Genomic DNA, 22,004 nt, shown 5'->3' with positions numbered 1-22,004 from the left:
GTCCTCACAGAAGGTGACTTTTACAGGAAGTAGAGCCGGCTGAGGGAGACGGAGTCGGCGGGCTGCGAGCGGATCGGCTCGCCGTCGAGGGTGACCAGACCGGTGCGCTGGTCGACGTCGACCGCTCCGGTGCGGGAGTTGAGCCGCAGGTCGGCCGGGCCGATGCCGCGGGTGCCGCGGACGGCGACCCGGCGGCGCCGGGTGGGCATGGTGTCGTGGCCCTGGTCGAGCGCCGCCTGGGCGACGAACGCCACCGAGATGTCGGCGGGGGTCGCCCCGTGGGCCCCGAACTGCGGTCCCAGGACGAGGGGTTCGCAGGTGTCGGTGGCCGCGTTCGGGTCGCCGGTCACGCCGTACGCCGGGAAGCCGGACTTGAGCACGAGCTGCGGCTTGGCGCCGAAGTACTCGGGCGACCAGAGCACGATGTCGGCGAGCTTGCCGACCTCGATCGAGCCGACCTCGTGCGCGAGGCCGTGCGCGATGGCCGGGTTGATGGTCAGCTTGGCCATGTAGCGCAGCACGCGCTCGTTGTCGTGTCCGTCGTCCGGGGCGCCCAGCTCGGCCTTCATCTTCCCGGCCATGGCGAAGGTGCGGCGGACGGTCTCACCGGCCCGGCCCATGCCCTGCGCGTCCGACGAGGTGATGCCGATCGCGCCCAGGTCGTGCAGGACGTCCTCGGCGCCCATGGTGCCGGCCCGGATCCGGTCACGGGCCATGGCGGCGTCGCCGGGCAGGTCGGTCTTCAGGTCGTGGACGGAGACGATCATCCCGTAGTGCTCGGCGACCGCGTCCCGGCCGAAGGGCAGGGTGGGGTTGGTGGAGGAGCCGATGACGTTGGGGACACCGGCCATCTTCAGGACGTTCGGCACGTGTCCGCCGCCGCAGCCCTCGATGTGGAAGGCGTGGATGGTGCGGCCCTCCAGCACCCGGAGGGTGTCCTCCACGGACAGGCACTCGTTGAGGCCGTCGCTGTGCAGGGCGACCTGGACGTCGTGTTCCTCGGCGACCCGCAGGGCGGTGTCCAGCGCCCGGGTGTGGGCGCCCATGTCCTCGTGCACCTTGAAGCCGGAGGCACCGCCCTCCGCCAGCGCCTCCACCAGCGGCGCCCGGTGCGAGGACGAACCCCGGCCCAGGAAGCCGATGTTGACCGGCCAGGCGTCGAAGGCGCCGAACGCGTGCCTCAGCGCCCAGGGCGAGTTGACGCCCACCCCCCACACCGGGCCGAACTCCTGCCCGATGACCGTGGTCACGCCGGAGGCGAGCGAGGCCTCCATGATGCGCGGGGACAGCAGGTGGACGTGGGTGTCGACGGCGCCTGCGGTGGCGATCAGCCCTTCGCCGGACACGATCGACGTCCCGGTGCCCACCACGACGTCCACCCCGTCGAGGGTGTCGGGGTTGCCGGCCCGGCCGATCGAGCAGATCCGCCCCTCGCGGATGCCGATGGACACCTTGCGGATACCGAGCACGGCGTCGATCACGACCACGTTGCTGATCACGACGTCGCAGGTCTCGCGGACGGCGGCGGCCTTCAGATGCAGTCCGTCGCGGGCGGTCTTGCCGAACCCGGCGAGGAACTCGTCGCCGTAGCGCTGGGAGTCGTCCTCGACGCGGATCACGAGCCCCGAGTCGCCGAGCCGGACCCGGTCGCCGGCGCGGGGGCCGTGGGTGGCGGCGTACTCGTGCGGGGTGAGGCGGCGGGCCTCGGCGGGGTGGCCTCCGGGGCGGCTCATCGGCCGGCCTCCCCGGTCCGGGGCACGCCCAGGTAGCCGCAGGCGGCGGCGCGGCGCAGGGCCTCCTCGCGGGCGCCGGGCGCGTCCAGCGGCCCGTCGACCAGCCCGGCGAAGCCGATCGCGATCCGGGCGCCGCCGATCGGCAGGAGACCGACCTGCCGAGACTCCCCCGGTCCGAACCGCACGGAGGAGCCGGCGGGGACGGCGAGGCGCAGCCCGTAGGCGGCGGCGCGGTCGAAGTCGAGCCGCGGGTTGGCCTCGAAGAAGTGGAAGTGCGAGGTGACGGAGACCGGGACGGTGGCGGTGTTGGTGACCGTGAGCCGGACGACCGGCTCCGGGTCGGCGTGGTCGGGGCCGGGCAGCAGGGCGCCGGGGGCGTCCTCCCCCAGTCCCCCGCCGCCGATCGGGTCGGTGACGACCGCGAGCCGCGACCCGTCGTCGAAGACCGCCTCGACATGCACCTCGGTGACCACGTCGGCGACGCCGGGCAGCACGTCGGCCGGGCCGAGGACGGCGCGGGCCGCCTCGACGGCCTCGGCGAGCCGCCTGCCGTCGCGGGCGGCCTCACAGACGGTGTCCGCGATCAGCGCGGTGGCCTCCGGCACGTTGAGCCTGAGGCCCCGCGCGCGGCGGGCACGGGCCAGCTCGGCGGCTCCGAAGAGCAGCAGCCGGTCGCGTTCGGTGGGGGTCAGCCGCATCTCGTTCCCTTCACTTGGAACGTCACTCTAATCAAAGAAATCCACGAGTGAAAGGGTTGACGACCATCGCGTCATGACTCACATTGAATGCCGTTCTAAGCGCAGTGCGATGCGAGGGAGACCGGCCATGCCGATAGAACAGCGCGGAGTCGACACCATCCCCGACGGGGAACGCACCAGCGGGCCGAAGGACCTGGTCTCGATCCTGCTCGGCTCCAACCTCTGCCTCGGCGTGATCATCTTCGGCTGGCTGCCGCCGTCGTTCGGGCTCGGCTGGTGGGCGTCGGTGAGCTCGATCGTGGCGGGCACGCTGGTCGGCACGGTGTTCACGGCTCCGCTCGCGCTGGTCTCGCTGCGCACCGCGACCAACCTCTCCACCTCCTCCGGCGCCCAGTTCGGGGTGCGCGGGCGGCTGGTCGGCTCGGTGGTGGGCCTGCTGCTGGCCCTCGGCTACACCGCGCTGACCGTGTGGATCGGCGGCGACGTGATGGTGAGCGTGCTGGGGCGGCTGTTCGGGCTGCCGGCCGACGGGGTGTCGTACGCCGTGGTCTACACCGTGCTCGCGGCGGCGACGGTGGCGGGCGCGGTCTACGGCTACCGAGTGCTGCTCGCCATGTCCAAGGTCCTCGCCATCGGCATGACGGCCCTCCTCGCCCTCGGGGTCCTCGCCTACGCGCCGCACTTCACCACGGCCGCGCTGCCGGGGGCCGGCGGCTACCTGCTGGGCGGCTTCTGGCCCACGTGGTGTCTGGCGGCGGTGGCCGCGGGCCTGTCGGGGCCGGTCGCCTTCATCACCCTCCTGGGTGACTACACGCGCTACATCTCCCCCGCCCGGCACACTTCCCGCCGGGTCCTGCACGCGACCTGGCTGGGGCTGGTCCTGGGCCTGCTGGTGCCGCAGCTGTTCGGCACGTTCACGGCGTACGCGGCCCGGGCGGCGACGGACTACGCGGGCCCGCTGGTGTCGGCGTCCCCCACCTGGTACCTGGTCCCGCTGCTGCTGTCCGCCTCCGCCGGCTCGGTCGGCAACGCGGGCCTGATGCTCTACTCCATGGGCCTGGACCTGGACGCGATCCTGCCCCGCGCCTCCCGGGCCCGCGCCACCCACACGGTCGCGATCGTCGCCACCGCCTGCGTCTTCGCCGGCCACTACGCCTGGAACGCCCAGTCCGCGATGACCTCCTTCGTGCTCCTCCTCACCGCCATCGGCACCCCCTGGGCGGTCATCACCCTGATCGGCTTCGCCCGCTGCCGGGGCGTGTACGACGCGGACGCCCTCCAGGTCTTCAACCGCCGCTCGCGGGGCGGGATCTACTGGTACCGGGCGGGCTGGAACGTGCGGGCGACGGCCTCCTGGGCGGTGGGCGCGGGCGTCGGCCTGCTGGCGGTCTCCCTGCCGTCGTACGAGGGCCCGCTGCTGTCGCTCACCGGCGGGGTGGACTGTAGCTTCCTGCTGTCGGCCCTGACCGGCGGCCTCCTCTACCTGGCGCTCACGGCCGGCCGGCCCCCGGCGCCGGTCACCCCGGCTCCAGTCCCGGCAGGAAGCGGGTCGAGCCGAACGCCGGTTTGAGGTCGGTGAACCAGGTCGCCTGCTCGTCGTACGCGGCGAAGAAGGGGCGGCCCACCAGGGCCGGGTCGCGGGCCTGGATCAGATGCAGGGCGAAGACCTTCTCGCCGGCGATCTCGGCGACCCCGTCCACCGAGACCTTGCCGGGCATCGCCGACATCACCGGGCCGCGGACCGTGCGGGCGAGGCCGGAGACCCTGGCGTAGGCGTCACGGAAGACGGCGTGGCCGCGCGCCAGCGGGACCCCGAACCAGCCCTGCGGGCCGGTGTCCCGCTCCACGAACTGGTAGTACGGCACCGCGCCCAGCGTGGTCGTCCGCTCCCACAGCTCGGCCCAGGCGTCCGCGCTGTCGTTGATCCCGGCGACCAGCGGGCCCTGGCAGCGGATCACGGCCCCGGTGTCCCGGACCCGGCGCATCGCCTCGGCCACCACCGGCGGACGCAGCTCCTGCGGGTGTGTGAAGTGGGCCATCAGCGCCAGGTGCCGGCCGCTCGCCACCACCTGTTCGAACAGGCGCAGCAGGTCGTCGGCGTCGCGGTCGGTGGTGAAACGGTACGGCCAGAAGGCGAGGGACTTGGTGCCGAGGCGGACCGAGCGGATCGTGCCGATCTCCAGCAGGGGTTCGACATAGCGGCGCAGCACCTCGGTGCTCATCACCAGCGGGTCACCGCCCGTGATCAGCACGCTGGACACCTCCGGGTGGGCGCGCAGATAGCCGGTCGTGGCGGCGATGTCGTCGGTGGCGATCCGCAGGTCCGCCTCGCCGACGAACTGCGGCCAGCGGAAGCAGTACGTGCAGTAGGCGTGGCAGGTCTGCCCCTGGCGCGGGAAGACCAGCACCGTCTCCGGGTACTTGTGCTGGAGCCCGGTGAGGCGGCGGCCCTCGTGCACGGGGACGTTGGCGTCGAGCTGCCCCGAGGGGTGCGGGTTGAGACGCATCCGGATCTCGTGGGCGGCGCGCTGGATCTCCGCCCGGGGGGCGTCCGCGCCCAGCAGGTCGGCCATCCGGCGGACGTCGGGCGCGGGCAGCATCCCGGCCTGCGGGAAGGTCAGCCGGAAGACGGGGTCCTCGGGCACGGCGGACCAGTCGATCAGTTCGTCGACGACGTACGCGTTCGTACGGAACGGCAGGACCGCGGAGACCGCCCGGAGCGCGAGCCGCTGATCGTCCGTCAGGGGGATGCGCCGCAGCAGACCGTCTAGGTCACGGGGCGTGAAGGCGCGGAACCGGGGGTGGTGCGCTGAGCTCATCGTGTGCTGGGGCCCTCTATTCCGTGACCAGGACCGAAGTGGGCCGCAACTCCACGAAGGCGGCCGCCCGCGCATCGTACTTCTCCCCGAAGTCGTGGATGAGCCGCCGATGCAGTTCGCTCTCGTCGTCCACGACGACGACCTCGTGCGCCCCGGACCCGCTCAGCGCGGCGCTGTACGCGCTGAGCTGGTCGAGCCGGTGGCGGGCCAGGTAGGTGACCAGGTCGGGCGCGGCGACGTACAGGGCGTCCTCGACGAAGACGAAGCGGCAGGTGAACTCCCGCCGTCCGTCCGTGGCGTCGACCAGGGTGACGGGGAGATGGGTGAACCGTTCCATCGGCTTGCCCTGCTGCCACAGTTCGTCGAAGCGCTGCTCCACGAAGGTGCCGAGCGGCGAGCGGACCGCGACCTCCAGCTGCACCCCCTCGCCGGAGAGCCGGCCGACGGTGAGGAAGGAGACCAGGCAGCGCTCGTCCCAGCGGTAGAGGGTGACGCCGGGCGAGGTCGAGCAGAGCCGTACCTCGAGCAGCGCCCGGGAGGCGGTGTCGAGGCGGCGCGCGAACTCGTCCAGGGTGCGCAGGTTGCGCATGATGTCGCGGCGGATGTCGGCGCTCTGCTCGCCCAGTTCCCGGCCCCGCAGGATGACCGCGAGGGAGTCGGGGTCGAGCAGCAGGATCTGGACGCGGGCACCGGTCGCGGTGGCGGACCTGACGCCCCGGAAGAGCCGTTCGGAGAACTGCGGTCCGAACAGGTTGGAGAAGGTGTCGAGGACCTTCACGTTGGACGTCGAGCCGTGCACCTGGGCGGCGAACCACTCGTAGTCGAGGCGGGTGTGCTCGCGGACCCGGCCCTCCTGGGCCCGGGATATCAGCGGGCCGATGACGAACACCGTGACGACCACGCCGACCAGGTCCGTACCGAGGTTGAGGGCGAGGTTCTGCCCGTAGCTGTCCATGGTCGAGGCCCGCCACAGCAGCAGGCCGGCGACCGCGGTGAGCAGCGCGAGCACGGTGAGGCTCTGCGGTCGGCGCGGGGTGCGCAGCGTGCGCATCAGCCAGCGCAGCCGTGGCATCGGCGATCGTCCGCTCACGCGTCTCCCCTCCCCCGTGGAATCAGGAGATACCCGCCCGGGAGAGGGGATACGCGCGGTGGCGCGACTACTCGATGTCTATCTTGAACGTGCTGGTGGTGTTCCTGATGTCCTGGGCGTTGCCGCTCATCCGCAGGTTGCGGAAGGTGGCCTCACCGACGGCGGGGCCCTGGCCGGGTTCCGGCAGCTCGTTGGCCCAGATGCCGAATCCGGACTTGGCGTCGAAGGCGTCCCCGCTCTTCCTGGAGCCGGTGATGGAGATGTCGGTGAAGATCGTGTCCCGCACCGGGAACTGGGGCTGACCTCCCACGTAGTTGGTCTGGAACATGACGCCCCCGTAGGTGGAGTCGTCGATGTCGACGTCGTTGACCCGGATCCCCTGGAAGACCTTGGAGGCGGAGAAGGCCCAGATCGCGGGGAACACCTGGGAGCCCCAGAAGTGGCCGCCCGTCCGGTCCAGCGAGACGTTCTCGATCGTCGTGGGATCGGTGCCGAAGCCGTTCATCGGGTAGCCGAAGTCCAGCGAGGAGATCGTGATGCCGGAGTAGACGAGGGTGTCGGCGACCCGGATGTTGCGGAAGGTGTTGGCGTAGCCGCCGTAGACGGCGATGCCCGCCGCCCGCCAGGTGAGGGTGGAGGTCAGGTTCTCGTAGAGGTTGTTCTTCTCGTCGGCGCCGCCCGCGTCGATGGCCGAGAAGAGGGCGAAGCTGTCGTCGCCCGTGGCGCGTGCGTCGTTGTTGACCACGTGGTTGTCCGTGGAGCCGTTCGTCATGTTGACGCCGTCGGCGAACGTGTCGCGGATGCGGGAGTTCGAGATGGTCATGTCGTCGGTGTTGGCGCCCCAGTACAGGCACACCATGTGCTCGGCCCAGATGTCGTCGATGGTGATGTGCGAGACGTTGGAGAAGTCGAACACCTTGCCGGGGCCGTCGATCCGGGACGTGTAGTTGCCGAAGTAGGCGAACCCGGCGAACGTCGAGCCGTTGGCCGTGGCCTCGGCCCGGAAGCCGATGTCGGTGTTCTCCTGCGCGGCGGGGGCGTGGAAGCGGGTGAACCAGGGCCCGGCTCCGACGACCTTGACCGCCTTGCCGTAGACCTGGAACTTGCTCGAGGTCTCGTAGTCGCCGGTGGGCAGGTAGACGCCGGCCAGCTTGCCGGTGGTGTCCATGCGGACCTTGTCGAGGGCGTTCTGGACGTCCTGCTGGGTGAAGCCGGCCGGGACGGTGTAGGCGGCCGGGTCGGGGTTGGGGTCCGCGGTCGCCTGTTCGGTGTTGACGAAGTCGATGGCGTAGGAGGCGGCGGAGTTGGCCGCGTCCTTCTGGAGGCGGATCTTCGAGCCGGCCGGGACGGTCCTGCCGAGCAGCAGGTTCGCCTCGTCGTAGATGTGGCGCGGGGCGCCGGCGCCGGGCGAGTTGCCGGGTGCGGTCTCGTTGCCGTACAGCCAGGCGTACTTGGAGGTGAGGTCGATCGCCTTGAGGAACTGGCCGTCCACGTAGACGTCGAGGGTGGCGTCGGTGCCGTCGGGGATCGCGAAGCGGGTGACCAGGGTGTTGGTCGCGGCGCGGGTGGTCCACTCGACGTACTGGCCGGTGCCGTCGAGCGTGACCGCCTTGCGGCCGCTCGCCTCGCCCGCCGGGTCGCCGATGGTGCGGTTGGGGCCGACGACCTTGGCACCGCCGCCGACCGTGCCGTCCTCGGCCTCGTACATGTCGTACGGCATGTCGGCGCCGCGGCCCACGAACAGGGGCTGTGTGCTGATGTTGTTGGTGCGCTTGACCGGCAGTTCGTTGGTGTCGTCGGCGATGACCGTCCTGACCGTGTACTTGCCGTCGGCCGCCGTCCAGGAGCCGAGGGCGACCGGTGCGGTCGTCTGCCCGGCGGCGATGGTGCCGGTGTAGGAGCCGGTCAGGGTCCTGACGGTGGCGCCGTTCACGTCCTGGACCGTGAGCGTGACGCCGTGGCTGCCGGACGCCGAGGCCACCGTCCCCTGGTTCTTGAGGGCGACGGTGAACTGCACCGGGTCACCGGCCGAGGCGCTGGAGGGCGTCCAGGCCACCGGGGCGGCGACCAGGTCGGAGCTGGAGACGGGCTTGACGACCAGGGCGTCGGAGCGGCTGAAGGTGTTGTTCCCCTCGTTCTGCTCGACGACCTTGTTCGACGGGTCCACCTCGGCGCCGACCGGGTAGCTGCCCGCGTCGCGGGTGCCGATGCTCGCGGTGACCGTCGTCGACTGGCCGGCCGCGAGGGCCGGGACGTCGGCCGTGGCCGCCTTGGTGCCGCCCAGCGTGAAGTTCAGGTCGGTGGCCTTGGCGGCCCTGCTGCCGCTGTTGGTGACGGTCGCGGAGAGGCTGACGGCGTCCGACTCGACGGGCGCGGCGGGCGCGTTGGTGATGCCGGTGACCTTGAGGTCCGGGTTGGCGGCCGGGGTGCCGATCACCTGGACCTCGCCGACCTGGGCGCCGGGCGCGCCGGTGTTCGAGGTGAACTTCAGCTGGATGTCGGCGGCGGCGCCGGAGACCGGGATGGTCACCGTGTTGCCGGTGGCCGGGTCGAACGTGTGGTCCTTCGCCGCGACGAGGCTGGTGAACGCGGTGGCGTCCTGGCCGCGTCCGAGCACCTGGATGTTCTGGGTGCGGGTGGACCAGGCGGGGTCCGGGTTGAGCTTGACGACGACCTGGCCGAGGTCCGCGTCGGCGCCCAGCTTGACGGTGAGGGTGGCCGGGTAGGCGCCGCCCGCGCTCTCCCAGTAGGTGCCGATCTGGCCGTCGTCGGCGTTCGCGGCGACATAGGTGAACGTGTCGGAGGAGGCCTCGACGGGCTTGCCCCGGGCGAGGTCGGAGCCGGTGCCGGAGCCGGGCCGGGTGACGCTGTTGCTCGCCACCGACACGTTCCCCGCGGCGTCCCTCGCCTTCACGTGGTAGGTGACCGTGGCCGTCGCCGACGGGGTGTCGGTGTACGTCGTCACGTCGCCCGCCACGGTCTTGACGAGCTGGTCGTTCGCGTAGACGTCGTAGCCGGTGACCTTGATGTCGTCGCTGGACGCCTGCCAGGTGAGCCGCACGTCGCTGCCGGACTGCGTGTAGGCGAGGCCGCCGGGCGCCGTGGGGGCCTGGGTGTCGCCGCCCGAGCCCTTGCGGGTGACGCTGTCGCTGTCGGCGGAGACGTTGCCCGCGGCGTCCTTGGCCCGCACGAAGTACGTGATGTCGCCGCCGGCCGGCTGGGTGTCGGTGTACGTCAGGACGTTCCCGGCGACGCTCGCCCGCAACTGGCCGTCGGCGTAGACGTCGTACCCGGTCACACCCGTGTCGTCGGTGGCCGCGTTCCAGGTCAGCCTGATCTGCCCGGTGGCCGGCTCGGTGAGGCCGAGGCCGGACGGCGCGGTGGGTGCCTGGGTGTCGCCGGTGGCCGGGCCGTAGACCTCCACCTCGGACGCCTGCCCGGCGGGCCAGCCGCTGTTGGCGGTGAACAGCACCCGCACGTACCGCGTGGTGGTCGTGTCGAAGGCGATGGTCGCCGACTGGTCGTTGGAGCTGTCGAAGGTGTACGCCTTGGACGCCGTGAGGTCGGTGAAGTTCTGCTTGTCGGCCGAGCCCTGCATCTTGAAGGTCTGGCTGCGGCTCGGCCAGCCGGCGGGCAGCCGCAGTGTCACCCGGTCGACCTTGACCGAGGAGCCGAGGTCGACCTGGAGCCACTGCGGGAAGGCGTTGTTGTTGCTCTCCCAGTAGGTGGCCCGGTTGCCGTCGCCGGCGTTGGCCGCGCCGTAGACGTCGGCGTGCCCGCTCTCGCCGAAGGTCTTGCCGAGCGCGAGGTTCGGGGTCGAGGCGGCGCTCGTGAGGACCTGCATCTCGGCCAGTTGCGCGGTGCCGGCGACCGAGTTGGCGCTGAAGTCGGCACGTACGTACCGGGCGAGGGCCGCGGGGAAGGAGATCTTCACCGTGTTGTCGTCGGCCGGACCGAAGACGTACCGCGCGGACGGCCTGAGGGTGGTGAAGCTCTTTCCGTCGGCGCTGCCCTGGAGGGCCAGCGTCTGCGTCCGGGTCCCCCAGTGCTCGGGCAGGCGCAGCACGACCTCGCGGACGCGCGCGGTCCGTCCGAGGTCGGTCTGCACCCACTGGGCCGACTTCTTCCCGGCCTGCCAGTAGGTGTCGGTGTCGCCGTCGGTGACGTCGGCGGCCGCGTGGCCGCCACGGACGCTGCCCGCCGTGGTCGCGGCGGTCGCGGCGGCGTCGGGGCCGCCGGCCGCGTGCGCGCCCACGACGGGCAGGCCCAGGAACATGACGGCGGAGGCGAGTACGGCGGTGGCCGCGCGCCGTCTCCAGGATCTCGGTTCGTGTCGGGTCATGCGGGGTCACTTCCTGGGGAGGCTCGCGCGCCGGCGGGCGGCGAGGGCGGCTCGTTCCTGACGGAGTGGCGCTCGTCGCAATATTGCGTTGTTTCATCGAAATATTGCAGAGCAATGAGAGGCCGTCTACCGCCGCGCATCCCACAAATTTCACCAGAAGCGTTCACTGCTCGGCAGGAAGAGCGAAAGGCGTCGCAAGAAAACGCAAGTCACGCAATTTTTTGTGTTCTTGCGCACCGTATTCCGACAGCAGAACGCCCCTCGGACCCGTGCGGGTCGAGGGGCGTCCGGTGCGCTTCTGCGGGTGCCGCCGGTCAGCCGAGCTGGTGCATCCAGCCGTGCTTGTCCTCCGCCTTGCCGCGCTGGATGTCGAGGAGCGCCTCGCGGAGCCGGAGGGTGACCTCGCCGGGCTCGCCGCCCGACTGCCGCCACTCGGCGCCGGTCCGCTTGACCGTGCCGACCGGGGTGATCACGGCGGCCGTGCCGCAGGCGAAGACCTCGGTGAGGGTGCCGTTCTCCGAGTCGCGCTGCCACTGCTCGATGGAGACCCGGGCCTCCTCGGACTCGTAGCCGAGGTCACGGGCGACGGTCAGGAGGCTGTCACGGGTGACGCCCTCCAGGATGGAGCCGGACAGGGTGGGGGTGACGATCTTGTCGCCGTACACGAAGTACAGGTTCATGCCGCCGAGTTCCTCGACCCACTTGTGCTCGACCGCGTCGAGGTAGCAGACCTGGTCGCAGCCCTGGGCGGCGGCCTCGGCCTGGGCGAGCAGGGAGGCCGCGTAGTTGCCGCCGGTCTTGGCGTCGCCCATGCCGCCCGGGACGGCGCGGACCCGGTCCTCGGAGGCCCAGATGGAGACCGGCTTGACGCCACCGGGGAAGTAGGCGCCGGCCGGGGAGGCGATGACCAGGAACAGGTACTCGTTGGCCGGCTTGACGCCCAGGCCGACCTCGGTGGCGATCATGAAGGGCCGCAGGTAGAGGGACTCCTCACCGCCGTGTGCCGGCACCCAGTCCCGGTCCTGCCGGACCAGCGCGTCACAGGCCTCGATGAAGGTCTCCACCGGCAGCTCGGGCATCGCGAGCCGGCGGGCGGACCGCTGGAAGCGCTTGGCGTTCTGGTCGGGGCGGAAGGTGGCCACCGAGCCGTCGGGGCGGCGGTAGGCCTTCAGACCCTCGAAGATCTCCTGCGCGTAGTGCAGGACGTTAGTCGCCGGGTCGAGGGGGATCGGCGCGTACGGAACGAGCTGTCCGTCGTGCCAGCCGCGGCCCTCGGTCCACTTGATCGTCACCATGTGGTCGGTGAAGTGGCGGCCGAATCCGGGGCTGGCCAGGATCGCCTCGCGCTCGGCGGCGGCGGTCGGGTGCGCGGACGGCTTGAGCTCGATCGTGGGCGTCGTCATGAGTGGTAGTCCTTCACCGGTTGTAGTAGTGGCCGCGCTCACACCCCTGTCGTAGGACGTCCGAGCATTCCCTCATACCGCGGCTTCGCGTTCGATTATCGCGCGGGGGCCTGAGTGGAAGGAATCGGGGTGAAAGCGGACCCGGGGTTGATGGTGGCACCCGGTGGCAGGCATGGGGAAGCCGCCGGGTGCGTGTGCGACCCGGCGGCTTCGAAAGTCTTCGTGAGGCTTCGAGAAGGCTCGGCGGGTCAGCCGGCTACTCGTACGGCCAGCGCGTCGCCGATCTCCGAGGTGGAGCGGGCGGGCTTGCCCTGGCGCTCGGTGAGGTCGGCGGTGACGGCCTGCTCGACACGCGCGGCCTCGGCCTCGTAGCCGAGGTGGCGCAGGAGCAGGGCGACGGACAGGACCGTGGCGGTGGGGTCGGCCTTGCCCTGGCCCGCGATGTCGGGCGCGGAACCGTGGACCGGCTCGAACATCGAGGGGAACTCGCGGGAGGGGTTGATGTTGCCGCTCGCCGCGACGCCGATACCGCCGGAGACGGCCGCGGCGAGGTCCGTGATGATGTCGCCGAAGAGGTTGTCGGTGACGATGACGTCGAAGCGACCGGGGTCGGTGACCAGGTAGATGGTCGCCGCGTCGACGTGGATGTAGTCCGTGGTGACCTCGGGGAACTCGGCGGCCACCCGGTTGAAGATGTTCGTCCACAGGTGCCCGGCGAAGGTCAGCACGTTGTTCTTGTGGACCAGCGTGAGCTTCTTGCGCGGACGGGCCTGGGCGCGGGCGAAGGCGTCCCGGACGACCCGCTCGACACCGTAGGCCGTGTTGACGGACACCTCGGTGGCGACCTCGTGCTCGGTGCCCTTGCGGATGGTGCCGCCGTTGCCGGTGTACGGGCCCTCGGTGCCCTCGCGGACCACGACGAAGTCGATCTCCGGCTCGCCGGCCAGCGGAGTGGCGACACCGGGGAGGAGCTTCGACGGACGCAGGTTGACGTGGTGGTCGAAGGCGAAGCGGAGCTTCAGCAGGAAGCCGCGCTCCAGGACACCGGACGGGACGCTCGGGTCGCCGATCGCGCCCAGCAGGATGACGTCGTGCTGCTTCAGCGCATCGAGGTCGGCGTCGGTGAGGGTCTCACCGGTGGCGTGGTAGCGCCGGGCGCCGAAGTCGTACTCCTTGGTCTCCAGCTTCACATCCTGCGGGAGGACGGCGGAGAGGACCTTGAGGCCTTCGGCCACGACTTCCTGCCCGATGCCGTCACCGGGGATCACTGCGAGATCGATGCTGCGAGACATGCTCGGCACCCTACTCCTCGTCCCATGGGATGACATGCAACGTCCGCCATACGGACAGGCGGGGGTGTCCCGTCGACCGGCGTTCACCCGTATGTGTGGCTGGTGTTGGCCTGCGCTGGGCAACGTCCAGGGCATGGACATCCCCGACTTCGGCATCCCGCCGCGGCTGGCCGCCCGGATGAGCATGGCCGAGCAGTACGAGTACCTGCGCACCCGGCTGGTGAGCCGCCGCACCCTGGTGACGGCGGGCGCGGTGGCGGGCGGCGCGCTGGCGACCGGCTGCGCGGCGAGGTCGGCGAGCCCGGCACCGGCCACCTCGGCGGCCCGGGGCGCCGCGGTCCCGCCGTTCGGCCGCCATCTCGCCTTCGGCGCCGATCCGAAGCGGCAGATGCGGATCTCCTGGCAGGTGCCCTCCCCCGTCCGGAAGCCGTTCGTGCGGATCGGCACCCGGCCGGACGACCTCGGCAGGCGGGTCGACGCGGAGGTGCGGCATCTGCACACACCCGGCGTGCGGGGTGTGCGTCCGGTGGTCGAGCAGTACTACCTGCACGCGGCGGTGGACGGCCTGACTCCCGGCAGCACCTACTACTACGGCGTCGGCCACGAGGGGTGGGACCCGGCCGCCCCCGGCCACCGCTCCGCCGTCGCGCCCTTCCGCACCGCGCCCGCGAGCCCGGGGCGGTTCGTGTTCACGGCCTTCGGCGACCAGGGCGTCGGCCGGGCCGCCCTGGCCGGCGACAACGCGCTGCTGAAGCAGGACCCCGCCTTCCACCTCCACGCGGGGGACATCTGCTACGCCGACGGCAACGGCGCCGGGAAGACCTCGGACGGGTACGACGCCCGCGAGTGGGACCGGTTCCTGAAGCAGAACGACCCGGTGGCGCGGTCGGTGCCGTGGATGGTGACGACCGGAAACCACGACATGGAGGCCTGGTACTCCCCCGACGGCTACGGCGGCCAGTACGCCCGCTTCGCCCTCCCGGACAACGGCTTCGACCCGCACGGGGCGCCGGGCGTGTACGCCTTCACCTACGGCAACGTCGGCTTCGTGGCGCTGGACGCCAACGACGTGTCGTACGAGATACCCGCCAACCTCGGCTACAGCGGCGGCCGGCAGACGAGCTGGCTGGAGCGGACGCTGAAGGAGCTGCGGGCGGCCGAGGAGGTGGACTTCGTGGTCGTCTTCTTCCACCACTGCGCCTACTCGACGTCCTCGCACGCCTCCGACGGCGGGATCCGGGCGGCCTGGCTGCCGCTGTTCGCCGAGCACCAGGTGGACCTGGTGATCAACGGGCACAACCACGTCTACGAGCGCACCGACGCGGTGCGGGACGGCGCGGTGGGCCGCGCGGTCCCGGTCGGCGGCTCGACCGACCCGACGCGGGACGGGATCGTCCACGTGACGGCGGGCGGCGGCGGACGGAATCTGTACTCGTTCCCGTCCGGGGTGAAGGACAGCTACGAGGGGCACGTCACCCGGCACGGGACGGTGGACAGCTTCCACTGGGCCGAGGGGCAGCACAACGTGGCGGAGACGGTGGACTGGTCACGGGTGCGGTACACCGGCTTCTCCTTCCTCAGGGTCGAGGCGGAGACGGGTGCGGCCGCGCGGCTGAAGGTGTCGGCGCTGGACCAGGGCGGGACCCGGATCGACCACTTCGAGGTACGGCGGGGCGCCTGACCCAGGAGTACGGCGCGGCCGTCCCGGCCGCGCCGTACCCCGTGCGGGTGCGGCTCCCGTACTGGGGCGTGCCGCCGCTCAGTGGCCGGTCTCGCCGCCGTTGTCACGGCGGTCGAGGGCGCGCTGGAGGGCGGCGGCGGCGTTCTTGCGCTCGGACTCGCTGGTGCGGGACACGTGGCGGACCCGGCGGCGGACGGTCGTCTCGGCCATGGGGATCGACTCCTTCGAGATACAGGGAGTACGGCATACGGCAGGTGGGGGTTACGAGACGCCGGAAGGGGCGGGGAGCGGGGGCCGCAGGGGTTGCCTGCTCGGGGCCCGGCTCACGACCGCCATTCGCTTGATCGAGCGAGACGTTCGGCTCCTACAAAAGTAAGGGAGCGGCCCGCTTCTGTCTGCACAATTACTCGGACTTCCTACTATCTGAGACGGCGCAGTCGGCCACCCGGCCGTGAGCTGGGCTTTTGACAGGTGTGACGGTCGCTCAGGAGGGGGCGAGGAGCCGCGCCGGCCAGACCTGGCCCCGGGCCCGTGTGCCGGTCATGGAAACGGGGCGGGGAGCCTGCTCGTGGGTCAGGCTCCCCGCCCCGTGGCGGGAGGGGTGACGGCGGGGGTCAGCCCATGTGCGGGTACGTGTAGTCGGTCGGGGCGACCAGGGTCTCCTTGATGGCCCGGGTCAGGGTCCAGCGCAGCAGGTTCTGCGGGGCGCCGGCCTTGTCGTTGGTGCCCGAGGCCCGGCCGCCGCCGAAGGGCTGCTGGCCGACCACGGCGCCGGTCGACTTGTCGTTGATGTAGAAGTTGCCGGCCGCGTAGCGGAGCTTCTCCATCGTGTACGCGGCGGCGGCGCGGTCGTTGGAGATGACCGAGCCGGTGAGCGCGTAGTCGGACACCGACTCCATCTGGGTCAGCATCTCGTCGTACTGGTCGTCCTCGTAGACGTGCACGGCGAGGAACGGGCCGAAGTACTCGGTGCGGAAGACCTCGTTCTCCGGGTCCGAGCACACGACGACGGTCGGGCGGACGAAGTAGCCCACCGAGTCGTCGTAGGCGCCGCCCGCGACGATCTCGCAGGCCGGGTCGGAGCTCGCGCGGTCGATGGCCGCCTTGTTCTTGGCGAACGCGCGGTCGTCGATGACGGCGCCGACGAAGTTCGACAGGTCGGTGACGTCACCCATGGTGAGGGAGTCGACCTCGGCCGCGAACTGCTCACGGAAGCCGGAGTTCCAGATGGACGCCGGGATGTAGGCGCGGGAGGTGGCGGAGCACTTCTGGCCCTGGTACTCGAAGGCACCCCGGGTCAGCGCGGTCTTGAGGACGGCACGGTCGGCGCTCGGGTGGGCGACGAGGAAGTCCTTGCCGCCGGTCTCGCCCACCAGACGCGGGTAGGTGCGGTACTTCTCGATGTTGTTGCCGACCGTCTTCCACAGGTGCTGGAAGGTCCGGGTGGAGCCGGTGAAGTGGATGCCGGCCAGGTCCCGGTGGACCAGGGCGACCTCGGAGACCTCCAGGCCGTCACCGGTGACCAGGTTGATGACGCCCTTGGGAAGTCCGGCCTCCTCCAGCAGCTGCATCAGCAGGACGGCGGCGTGGGTCTGGGTCGGGGACGGCTTCCAGACGACGACGTTGCCCATCAGGGCGGGCGCGGTCGGCAGGTTGCCCGCGATGGCGCTGAAGTTGAACGGCGTGATCGCGTAGACGAAGCCCTCCAGCGGGCGGTGGTCCATGCGGTTCCACACGCCCGGGGAGTTGGCCGGGGGCTGCTCGGCCAGGATCTGGCGGGCGTAGTGGACGTTGAACCGCCAGAAGTCGATCAGCTCGCAGGGCGTGTCGATCTCGGCCTGCTGGGCGGTCTTGGACTGGCCGAGCATCGTGGAGGCGGCGATGGTCTCGCGCCAGGGGCCGGAGAGCAGTTCGGCGGCGCGCAGGATGATGGCCGCGCGGTCGTCGAAGGACATCGCACGCCAGGCGGGCGCGGCGGCGAGGGCCGCGTCGACGGCGTCCTGGGCGTCCTGCCGGGTGGCGTGGCGCCCGGTGCCGATGACGGCCTTGTGGTTGTGCGGCTGCACGACCTGGAAGGGCTCGCCGCCGCCGAGCCGCTTCTCGCCGCCGATGGTCATCGGCAGCTCGATCGGGTTCTCGGCGAGCTCCTTGAGCTTCGCCTCCAGGCGGGCGCGCTCGGCCGAGCCGGGGGCATAGCCGTGCACCGGCTCGTTGACGGGGGCGGGGACCTGGGTCACAGCGTCCATGGGATCCGTAACTCCTTGTACGTGAGCGGGTGGTGAGGCTTGTCGAGCGGGGGGTGGGGCTCAGCCCTTGCTGATCATCGAGCGGACGAAGAACCGCAGGTTCGCCGGCTTCTCCGCGAGCCGGCGCATGAAGTAGCCGTACCAGTCGGTGCCGTAGGCGGTGTAGACACGCATCCGGTGGCCCTCGGCGGCGAGCCGGAGGTGCTCGTCGCTGCGGATGCCGTACAGCATCTGGAACTCGTACTCGTCGGGCTTGCGGCCGGCGCGCCGGGCGAGTTCCTGGGCTATGGAGATGAGGCGCGGGTCGTGGGAGCCGACCATGGGGTACCCCTCGCCCTCCATCAGGGTCCTGAGGATCCGTACGTACGCCTTGTCGATCTCGCTCTTCTGCTGGTAGGCGACCTCGGCGGGCTCCTTGTAGGCGCCCTTGACCAGGCGGACCCGGCTGCCGGCGGCGGCGAGCCGGCGGGCGTCGGCCTCGGTGCGGAAGAGGTAGGCCTGGATGACGCAGCCGGTCTGAGGGAAGTCCTTCCGCAGCTCCTCGTGGATGGCGAACATCGAGTCGAGGGTGGTGTGGTCCTCGGCGTCGAGGGTGACGGTGGTGCCGATGGCGGCGGCGGCCTCGACGACCGGCCGGACGTTGGCGAGGGCCAGCTCGTGGCCGCCCGGCAGCGCCTGCCCGAACATGGACAGCTTGACGGACATCTCGACACGCTCGCCGAGCCCGAGGTCCCTCAGGTGTCCGACGAGGGCCAGGTAGGCGTCCCGGGCGGCGGCGGCCTGCCCGGGGGTGGTGATGTCCTCGCCGACGACGTCCATCGTCAGCTCCAGGCCGCGGCCCGTGAGCTCTTCGATCACCGGGACGATGTCGTCGACCGTCTCACCGGGGATGAACCGGTCGACGACCTGCTTCGTCACCGGGGCCGCCGAGATCAGGCGTCGCATCCGGTCGCTGCGCGACGCGGCGAGAATCACGGGACCCAGCACGGGGCACCTCCACAACACATGCCAGAAATGCCGCGATCCGACGGTTCGGAACGGCAAGGAGAACCACCGTGAAAGTTAGGGATCCTTTCGATCGTCGGCCATCGACAGCTGTCACGCATCCGTGCCACAGATCTCAGACAGATGTATGAAGGCGACCGCGGATTGCGGGAGAATGCCCGGGTGACGTCGGAATTCAAGGGTGACTACCAGGAGCTGGTCGACGAGATCTCGGAGCTGCTGGGCGTCCCGGCGACCCTGGAGAACCGCGACTTCGAGCTGATCGCCTTCGGGGCGTACGACAGCGAGGGCGACCTCGATCCGTCCGCCCTGGACCCGGTCCGCACCCGCTCGATCCTGACCCGGCGTTCCACCGCGGCGGTCCGTACCTGGTTCGAGGGTTTCGGCATCACCCGGGCGACCGGCCCGGTCCGGATCCCGCCCACCCCGGAGGCCGGGGTGTACCGGGGAAGGATCTGCCTGCCGGTACGCCATCGGGGTGTCGTCCTCGGCTACGTCTGGCTGCTGGACGGAGATCCCGGCCCGACGGACGCCCAGCTGGCCGCCGCCATGGGGGTGGCCGGGCGGATCGGCGCGCTGCTCGCCGACGAGGCGCAGGCGGGGGCCGGGCTCAGCCGGGAGCTGCGCGCGGTGCTGGTCACGGAAGACGGCTGGCAGCGGGACATGGCGGTGGCCGAGCTGCGTACGGCCCTGGGGTCGCGGGGCGACGGCCCGCACACGCTGGTCTGTGTCGCGCCCTGGCCGTCCGCCGACCCGGACGACGCCCCGTCCCCGCGCACGGTCCCGCACGCCACCGCGCTGTGCACGCTGCCGTGGGGGGCGGCCGGGCACAGCCTGGCGGTGCTGGTCCGGCTGCGCAGCACCGACGTGACCACCCCCGCCCTGACGGCCGCGGCCCGGCTGCTCAAGGAGGCCGAGGAGGCCCGGGAGGCCCGGTCGGCGGGGGCGCGCGGGGCGGGGGCGCGGACCGCGGCGGCGGCCGCGGCGGGGTTCGCGGCGGGGTTCGCGGGCGCGGCGGCACCGGTCCCGGTCGCGGGGGTGGGCGAGGCCAGGACCGGGCTCACCGAGCTGGGCGCGGTCTGGCGGGAGGCGGCGGCGGCCACCCGGGCCGCGCTCGCGGAACCCCGGTTCGGGCCGGTGGCGGAGTGGGCGCGGATCGGCCCGTACCGGCTGCTGACCGCGCTGCCGCCGGAGGCGTCCCACGACCCGGCCGTGGCGCCGCTGCTCACCCCGGCCCACCGCGAACTGGCCCGTACCGCCGAGGTCTACCTGGACTGCGCGGGCCAGGCGGGCCGCACGGCGGCTGCCCTCGGCGTCCACCGGCAGACCCTGTACTACCGACTGTCCCGCGTCGAACAGCTCACCGGCCTCGACCTGGACGAGGGCGAGGACCGGCTGCTGCTGCACATGGCCCTGAAGGCGGCCCGGCTGTAGCCGGCCGGCCCCGGTCCGGGACCGGTCACCGGGTCCGGGTGGCTGCCTCGACGATCTGGCGCAGCCCCTCGGTGAGCGCGTCACCGTCCGGGGCGGTCTTCGGGTCGAAGGTCCACTGGGAGATCAGGCCGGACATCAGGGTCATGTAGAAGCGGCCGAGGGTGTCGGCGGTCTCGTCGGAGACCTCCTCCTCCGGAACGCCCATCATCAGCGAGGTCAGCCCCCGGCCGCCCTCGCGCTGGGCACGCGCCAACTGGTCGCGCACCTCCGGCATCTGATCGCCCATCGCGACGATCTCGACGCTGAGCCGCCACATCGTGCCGGGCTCGCGCATGCTGGCGACGATGTTCGACCAGACCTCCCGGAAGCGCTCCAACGAGCCGGGCGCGCCGGTGAGTCCGGCGCCGTCGCCCTCGAAGGACATCTCCTCCACCAGGGCGATGTAGGCCTGCGCGAGCAGCGCGTCCTTGGAGCCGTAGTGGTAGCCGATCGAGGCGAGGTTGGTCCCCGACTCCCTGACGATGTCGCGCGCCGTCGTCCGCGCGAACCCCTTCTCCAGCAGGCAGCGCTTGGCGCCGTCCAGCAGATCCTCACGGTGTCCCATGCCCACCACCCTACCCCCGGATCCATACAACCGTCCTAGACGGATGAATTATACAAGCGTTCTAGACAAGCGTTTAAGACGCCCGTACATTCGTCGGCATGACGAACCCGAAGAGCACGACCACCCCAGCCCTTGCGGGCCGCCGTGAATGGACCGCGCTCGGCGTGCTGATGCTGCCGCTGCTCCTGGTCTCGATGGACGTCTCGGTCCTCTACTTCGCCCTCCCCGCGATCGGCGCCGACCTCAGGCCGAGCGGCACCCAGCAGCTGTGGATCCTGGACATCTACGGCTTCGTCCTGGCCGGCCTGCTGATGACGATGGGCGCGCTGGGCGACCGCATAGGCCGCCGGCGCCTGCTGCTGATCGGCGCCACGGCCTTCGGCGGCGCCTCGCTGCTCGCCGCGTACGCGGACAGCGCCGGCACCCTGATCGCCGCCCGCGCGGTCCTCGGCGTCGGGGGCGCCACCCTGATGCCGTCCACGATGGCCCTGCTGCGCACGATGTTCACCGACCCCGGCCAGCGCGCGAAGGCGATCGGCCTGTGGTCAGGCGTGATGACGGGCGGGATCGCGCTCGGCTCGGTGATGAGCGGCATCCTCGTCGAGCACTTCTGGTGGGGCTCGGTCTTCCTGGTCAACCTTCCGGCGATGGCCCTGCTCCTGCTCCTCGGACCGGTCCTGCTCCCGGAGTCCAGGAACCCCTCCCCCGGCCGCTTCGACTGGCTGAGCGTCCCGCTCTCGTTGGCCGCCGTGCTCCCCGTGATCTACGGCGTCAAGGAGATCCCCTCCGAGGGCTGGCACCCGCTGTACGTCGTCTCGGTCACCGTCGGCCTGCTCTTCGCGGCCCTCTTCGTGCACCGTCAGCGCACCACCGGCTCCCCGCTGATCCCGCCCGCCCTGCTCAGGGGCCGCGGCTTCACCCCGGCGCTGGTCCTGAACCTCGTCGCCTCGCTCGCCATGATGGGCTCGGCGATCTTCACCACGCAGTACCTTCAGTCGGTCCTCGGGATGAGCCCGCTCGCCGCCGCGCTGTGGAGCCTGCTGCCCTCGGTGTTCATCGGGGCCGCCGGTCCGCTCACCGCGCAGCTGGTGCAGCGGGGCGTGGACCGCGGATACGTCGTCGCGGGCGGCTTCGCGGCGATGGCGGCCGGGTTCGTGCTGCTCGCCCTCCTCGGCACCGACTCGCTGTGGCTGGTGCTGACCGGGGCCGGGGTGCTCGCCTGCGGGATGGTGGCCATCATGTCCCAGCTGACCGACCTCGCGATGAGCGGAGCCCCGGTGGACCGGGCCGGCACCGCCTCCGCCCTGCTGGAGACCAGCGCGGAGTTCGGCGGGGCGCTCGGCATGGCCGTGCTCGGCTCGATCGGCACGGCGGTCTACCGCCACGACATGCCGGCCACGGCTCCGGCGCAGGCCCGCGAGACGCTCGGCGGTGCCCTCGCCACGGCCGCGCGGCTGCCGGACCGGGCCGGTGAATCCCTGCTGACGACCGCGCGGGAGGCCTTCACCAGCGGGATGCAGGGGGCGGCGATCGCGGGCGCGGTGCTGCTGGTGGCGGCCGCGGCCGGGGCGGCGGTGACGCTGCGGAGGGCCGAGGACTAGCGGACCGGAGGACCGGACGGACACGCGAACGCCGGGTGAGCCGACTTCCGTCGGCT

Annotated in this window: 15 protein-coding genes; 4 read left to right on the top strand and 11 right to left on the bottom strand. The window is 71.5% G+C overall.

The window, feature by feature from the left end; all coding sequences use genetic code 11:
- Window positions 1-20: 20 nt before the first annotated feature.
- Entirely contained in the window at window positions 21-1,733 is a 1,713-nt protein-coding gene (locus AAW13_RS14205; RefSeq protein ID WP_046729230.1) for an urease subunit alpha, read from the bottom strand.
- Window positions 1,730-2,431 (bottom strand): urease subunit gamma, encoded by a 702-nt coding sequence (gene ureA, locus AAW13_RS14200; RefSeq protein WP_046729229.1) that lies wholly within the window; start codon window positions 2,429-2,431, stop codon window positions 1,730-1,732. Before ureA ends, AAW13_RS14205 begins: the two co-directional genes overlap by 4 nt.
- 127 nt (window positions 2,432-2,558) lie before the next feature.
- Between ureA and AAW13_RS14195 the strand changes: the two genes are divergently transcribed.
- A complete protein-coding gene (locus AAW13_RS14195) occupies window positions 2,559-4,001 on the top strand; it encodes a cytosine permease (RefSeq protein ID WP_046729228.1) in 1,443 nt (480 codons plus the stop codon).
- On the opposite strand, the gene AAW13_RS14190 is transcribed toward AAW13_RS14195, so the two are convergent.
- From AAW13_RS14190 to AAW13_RS14170, 5 genes are all read right to left on the bottom strand, one after another.
- On the bottom strand, window positions 3,949-5,250 hold the full coding sequence (locus AAW13_RS14190; protein WP_046729227.1) for a KamA family radical SAM protein: 1,302 nt from the start codon (window positions 5,248-5,250) through the stop codon (window positions 3,949-3,951). The two genes, AAW13_RS14195 and AAW13_RS14190, sit on opposite strands and share 53 nt — an antisense overlap.
- Window positions 5,251-5,266: 16 nt before the next feature.
- A complete protein-coding gene (locus AAW13_RS14185) occupies window positions 5,267-6,340 on the bottom strand; it encodes a hypothetical protein (RefSeq protein ID WP_143145007.1) in 1,074 nt (357 codons plus the stop codon).
- Between the two features lie 67 nt (window positions 6,341-6,407).
- The gene (locus tag AAW13_RS14180) at window positions 6,408-10,682 is read right to left on the bottom strand and encodes a discoidin domain-containing protein (protein ID WP_046729226.1); all 4,275 of its coding nucleotides are present in this window, start codon (window positions 10,680-10,682) and stop codon (window positions 6,408-6,410) included.
- A gap of 314 nt (window positions 10,683-10,996) precedes the next feature.
- Window positions 10,997-12,085: a branched-chain amino acid aminotransferase gene (locus AAW13_RS14175; protein ID WP_046729225.1), complete on the bottom strand. Its 1,089-nt coding sequence runs from the start codon at window positions 12,083-12,085 to the stop codon at window positions 10,997-10,999.
- A 248-nt stretch (window positions 12,086-12,333) separates the two neighbouring features.
- Window positions 12,334-13,377 (bottom strand): 3-isopropylmalate dehydrogenase, encoded by a 1,044-nt coding sequence (locus AAW13_RS14170; RefSeq protein WP_046729224.1) that lies wholly within the window; start codon window positions 13,375-13,377, stop codon window positions 12,334-12,336.
- A gap of 133 nt (window positions 13,378-13,510) precedes the next feature.
- On the opposite strand from AAW13_RS14170, the gene AAW13_RS14165 reads away from it, so the two are divergent.
- A complete protein-coding gene (locus AAW13_RS14165) occupies window positions 13,511-15,058 on the top strand; it encodes a purple acid phosphatase family protein (protein ID WP_046729223.1) in 1,548 nt (515 codons plus the stop codon).
- A 78-nt stretch (window positions 15,059-15,136) separates the two neighbouring features.
- Here the strand turns inward: AAW13_RS14165 and AAW13_RS47415 are convergent, their stop codons facing one another.
- The 3 genes from AAW13_RS47415 to AAW13_RS14155 all read right to left on the bottom strand — a co-directional run bounded on the left by AAW13_RS47415 (window position 15,137) and on the right by AAW13_RS14155 (window position 18,291).
- Complete coding sequence (locus AAW13_RS47415; protein ID WP_089098576.1) at window positions 15,137-15,268, bottom strand: hypothetical protein; 132 nt, start codon at window positions 15,266-15,268, stop codon at window positions 15,137-15,139.
- Between the two features lie 404 nt (window positions 15,269-15,672).
- Window positions 15,673-17,304 (bottom strand): L-glutamate gamma-semialdehyde dehydrogenase, encoded by a 1,632-nt coding sequence (gene pruA, locus AAW13_RS14160; protein WP_046729222.1) that lies wholly within the window; start codon window positions 17,302-17,304, stop codon window positions 15,673-15,675.
- Between the two features lie 60 nt (window positions 17,305-17,364).
- The gene (locus AAW13_RS14155) at window positions 17,365-18,291 is read right to left on the bottom strand and encodes a proline dehydrogenase family protein (RefSeq protein ID WP_046729221.1); all 927 of its coding nucleotides are present in this window, start codon (window positions 18,289-18,291) and stop codon (window positions 17,365-17,367) included.
- A gap of 180 nt (window positions 18,292-18,471) precedes the next feature.
- Here AAW13_RS14155 and AAW13_RS14150 point away from each other — a divergent pair, with 180 nt between their 5' ends.
- Window positions 18,472-19,743, top strand: coding sequence for a PucR family transcriptional regulator (locus tag AAW13_RS14150; RefSeq protein WP_071659545.1), 1,272 nt, complete (start codon window positions 18,472-18,474; stop codon window positions 19,741-19,743).
- A gap of 25 nt (window positions 19,744-19,768) precedes the next feature.
- Here the strand turns inward: AAW13_RS14150 and AAW13_RS14145 are convergent, their stop codons facing one another.
- The gene (locus AAW13_RS14145) at window positions 19,769-20,347 is read right to left on the bottom strand and encodes a TetR/AcrR family transcriptional regulator (protein ID WP_046726933.1); all 579 of its coding nucleotides are present in this window, start codon (window positions 20,345-20,347) and stop codon (window positions 19,769-19,771) included.
- A gap of 98 nt (window positions 20,348-20,445) precedes the next feature.
- Here AAW13_RS14145 and AAW13_RS14140 point away from each other — a divergent pair, with 98 nt between their 5' ends.
- A complete protein-coding gene (locus tag AAW13_RS14140) occupies window positions 20,446-21,948 on the top strand; it encodes an MFS transporter (protein ID WP_046726932.1) in 1,503 nt (500 codons plus the stop codon).
- The last annotated feature ends 56 nt before the right edge of the window (window positions 21,949-22,004 follow it).

The organism is Streptomyces humi, from assembly GCF_001005085.2.
Lineage (GTDB): Bacteria > Actinomycetota > Actinomycetes > Streptomycetales > Streptomycetaceae > Streptomyces > Streptomyces humi.
The sequence above is the reverse complement of the archived record's forward strand: the minus strand, read 5'-3'. Positions and strand labels throughout refer to the sequence as shown.

Excerpts from the sequence above, each read along its gene's own strand:
- AAW13_RS14205 (WP_046729230.1), bottom strand. The coding sequence starts at position 1,733 with ATGAGCCGCCCCGGAGGCCACCCCGCCGAGGCCCGCCGCCTCACCCCG.
- ureA (WP_046729229.1), bottom strand. The coding sequence starts at position 2,431 with ATGCGGCTGACCCCCACCGAACGCGACCGGCTGCTGCTCTTCGGAGCC.
- AAW13_RS14195 (WP_046729228.1), top strand. The coding sequence starts at position 2,559 with ATGCCGATAGAACAGCGCGGAGTCGACACCATCCCCGACGGGGAACGC.
- AAW13_RS14190 (WP_046729227.1), bottom strand. The coding sequence starts at position 5,250 with ATGAGCTCAGCGCACCACCCCCGGTTCCGCGCCTTCACGCCCCGTGAC.
- AAW13_RS14180 (WP_046729226.1), bottom strand. The coding sequence starts at position 10,682 with ATGACCCGACACGAACCGAGATCCTGGAGACGGCGCGCGGCCACCGCC.
- AAW13_RS14175 (WP_046729225.1), bottom strand. The coding sequence starts at position 12,085 with ATGACGACGCCCACGATCGAGCTCAAGCCGTCCGCGCACCCGACCGCC.
- AAW13_RS14170 (WP_046729224.1), bottom strand. The coding sequence starts at position 13,377 with ATGTCTCGCAGCATCGATCTCGCAGTGATCCCCGGTGACGGCATCGGG.
- AAW13_RS14165 (WP_046729223.1), top strand. The coding sequence starts at position 13,511 with ATGGACATCCCCGACTTCGGCATCCCGCCGCGGCTGGCCGCCCGGATG.
- AAW13_RS47415 (WP_089098576.1), bottom strand. The coding sequence starts at position 15,268 with ATGGCCGAGACGACCGTCCGCCGCCGGGTCCGCCACGTGTCCCGCACC.
- pruA (WP_046729222.1), bottom strand. The coding sequence starts at position 17,304 with ATGGACGCTGTGACCCAGGTCCCCGCCCCCGTCAACGAGCCGGTGCAC.
- AAW13_RS14145 (WP_046726933.1), bottom strand. The coding sequence starts at position 20,347 with ATGGGACACCGTGAGGATCTGCTGGACGGCGCCAAGCGCTGCCTGCTG.
- AAW13_RS14140 (WP_046726932.1), top strand. The coding sequence starts at position 20,446 with ATGACGAACCCGAAGAGCACGACCACCCCAGCCCTTGCGGGCCGCCGT.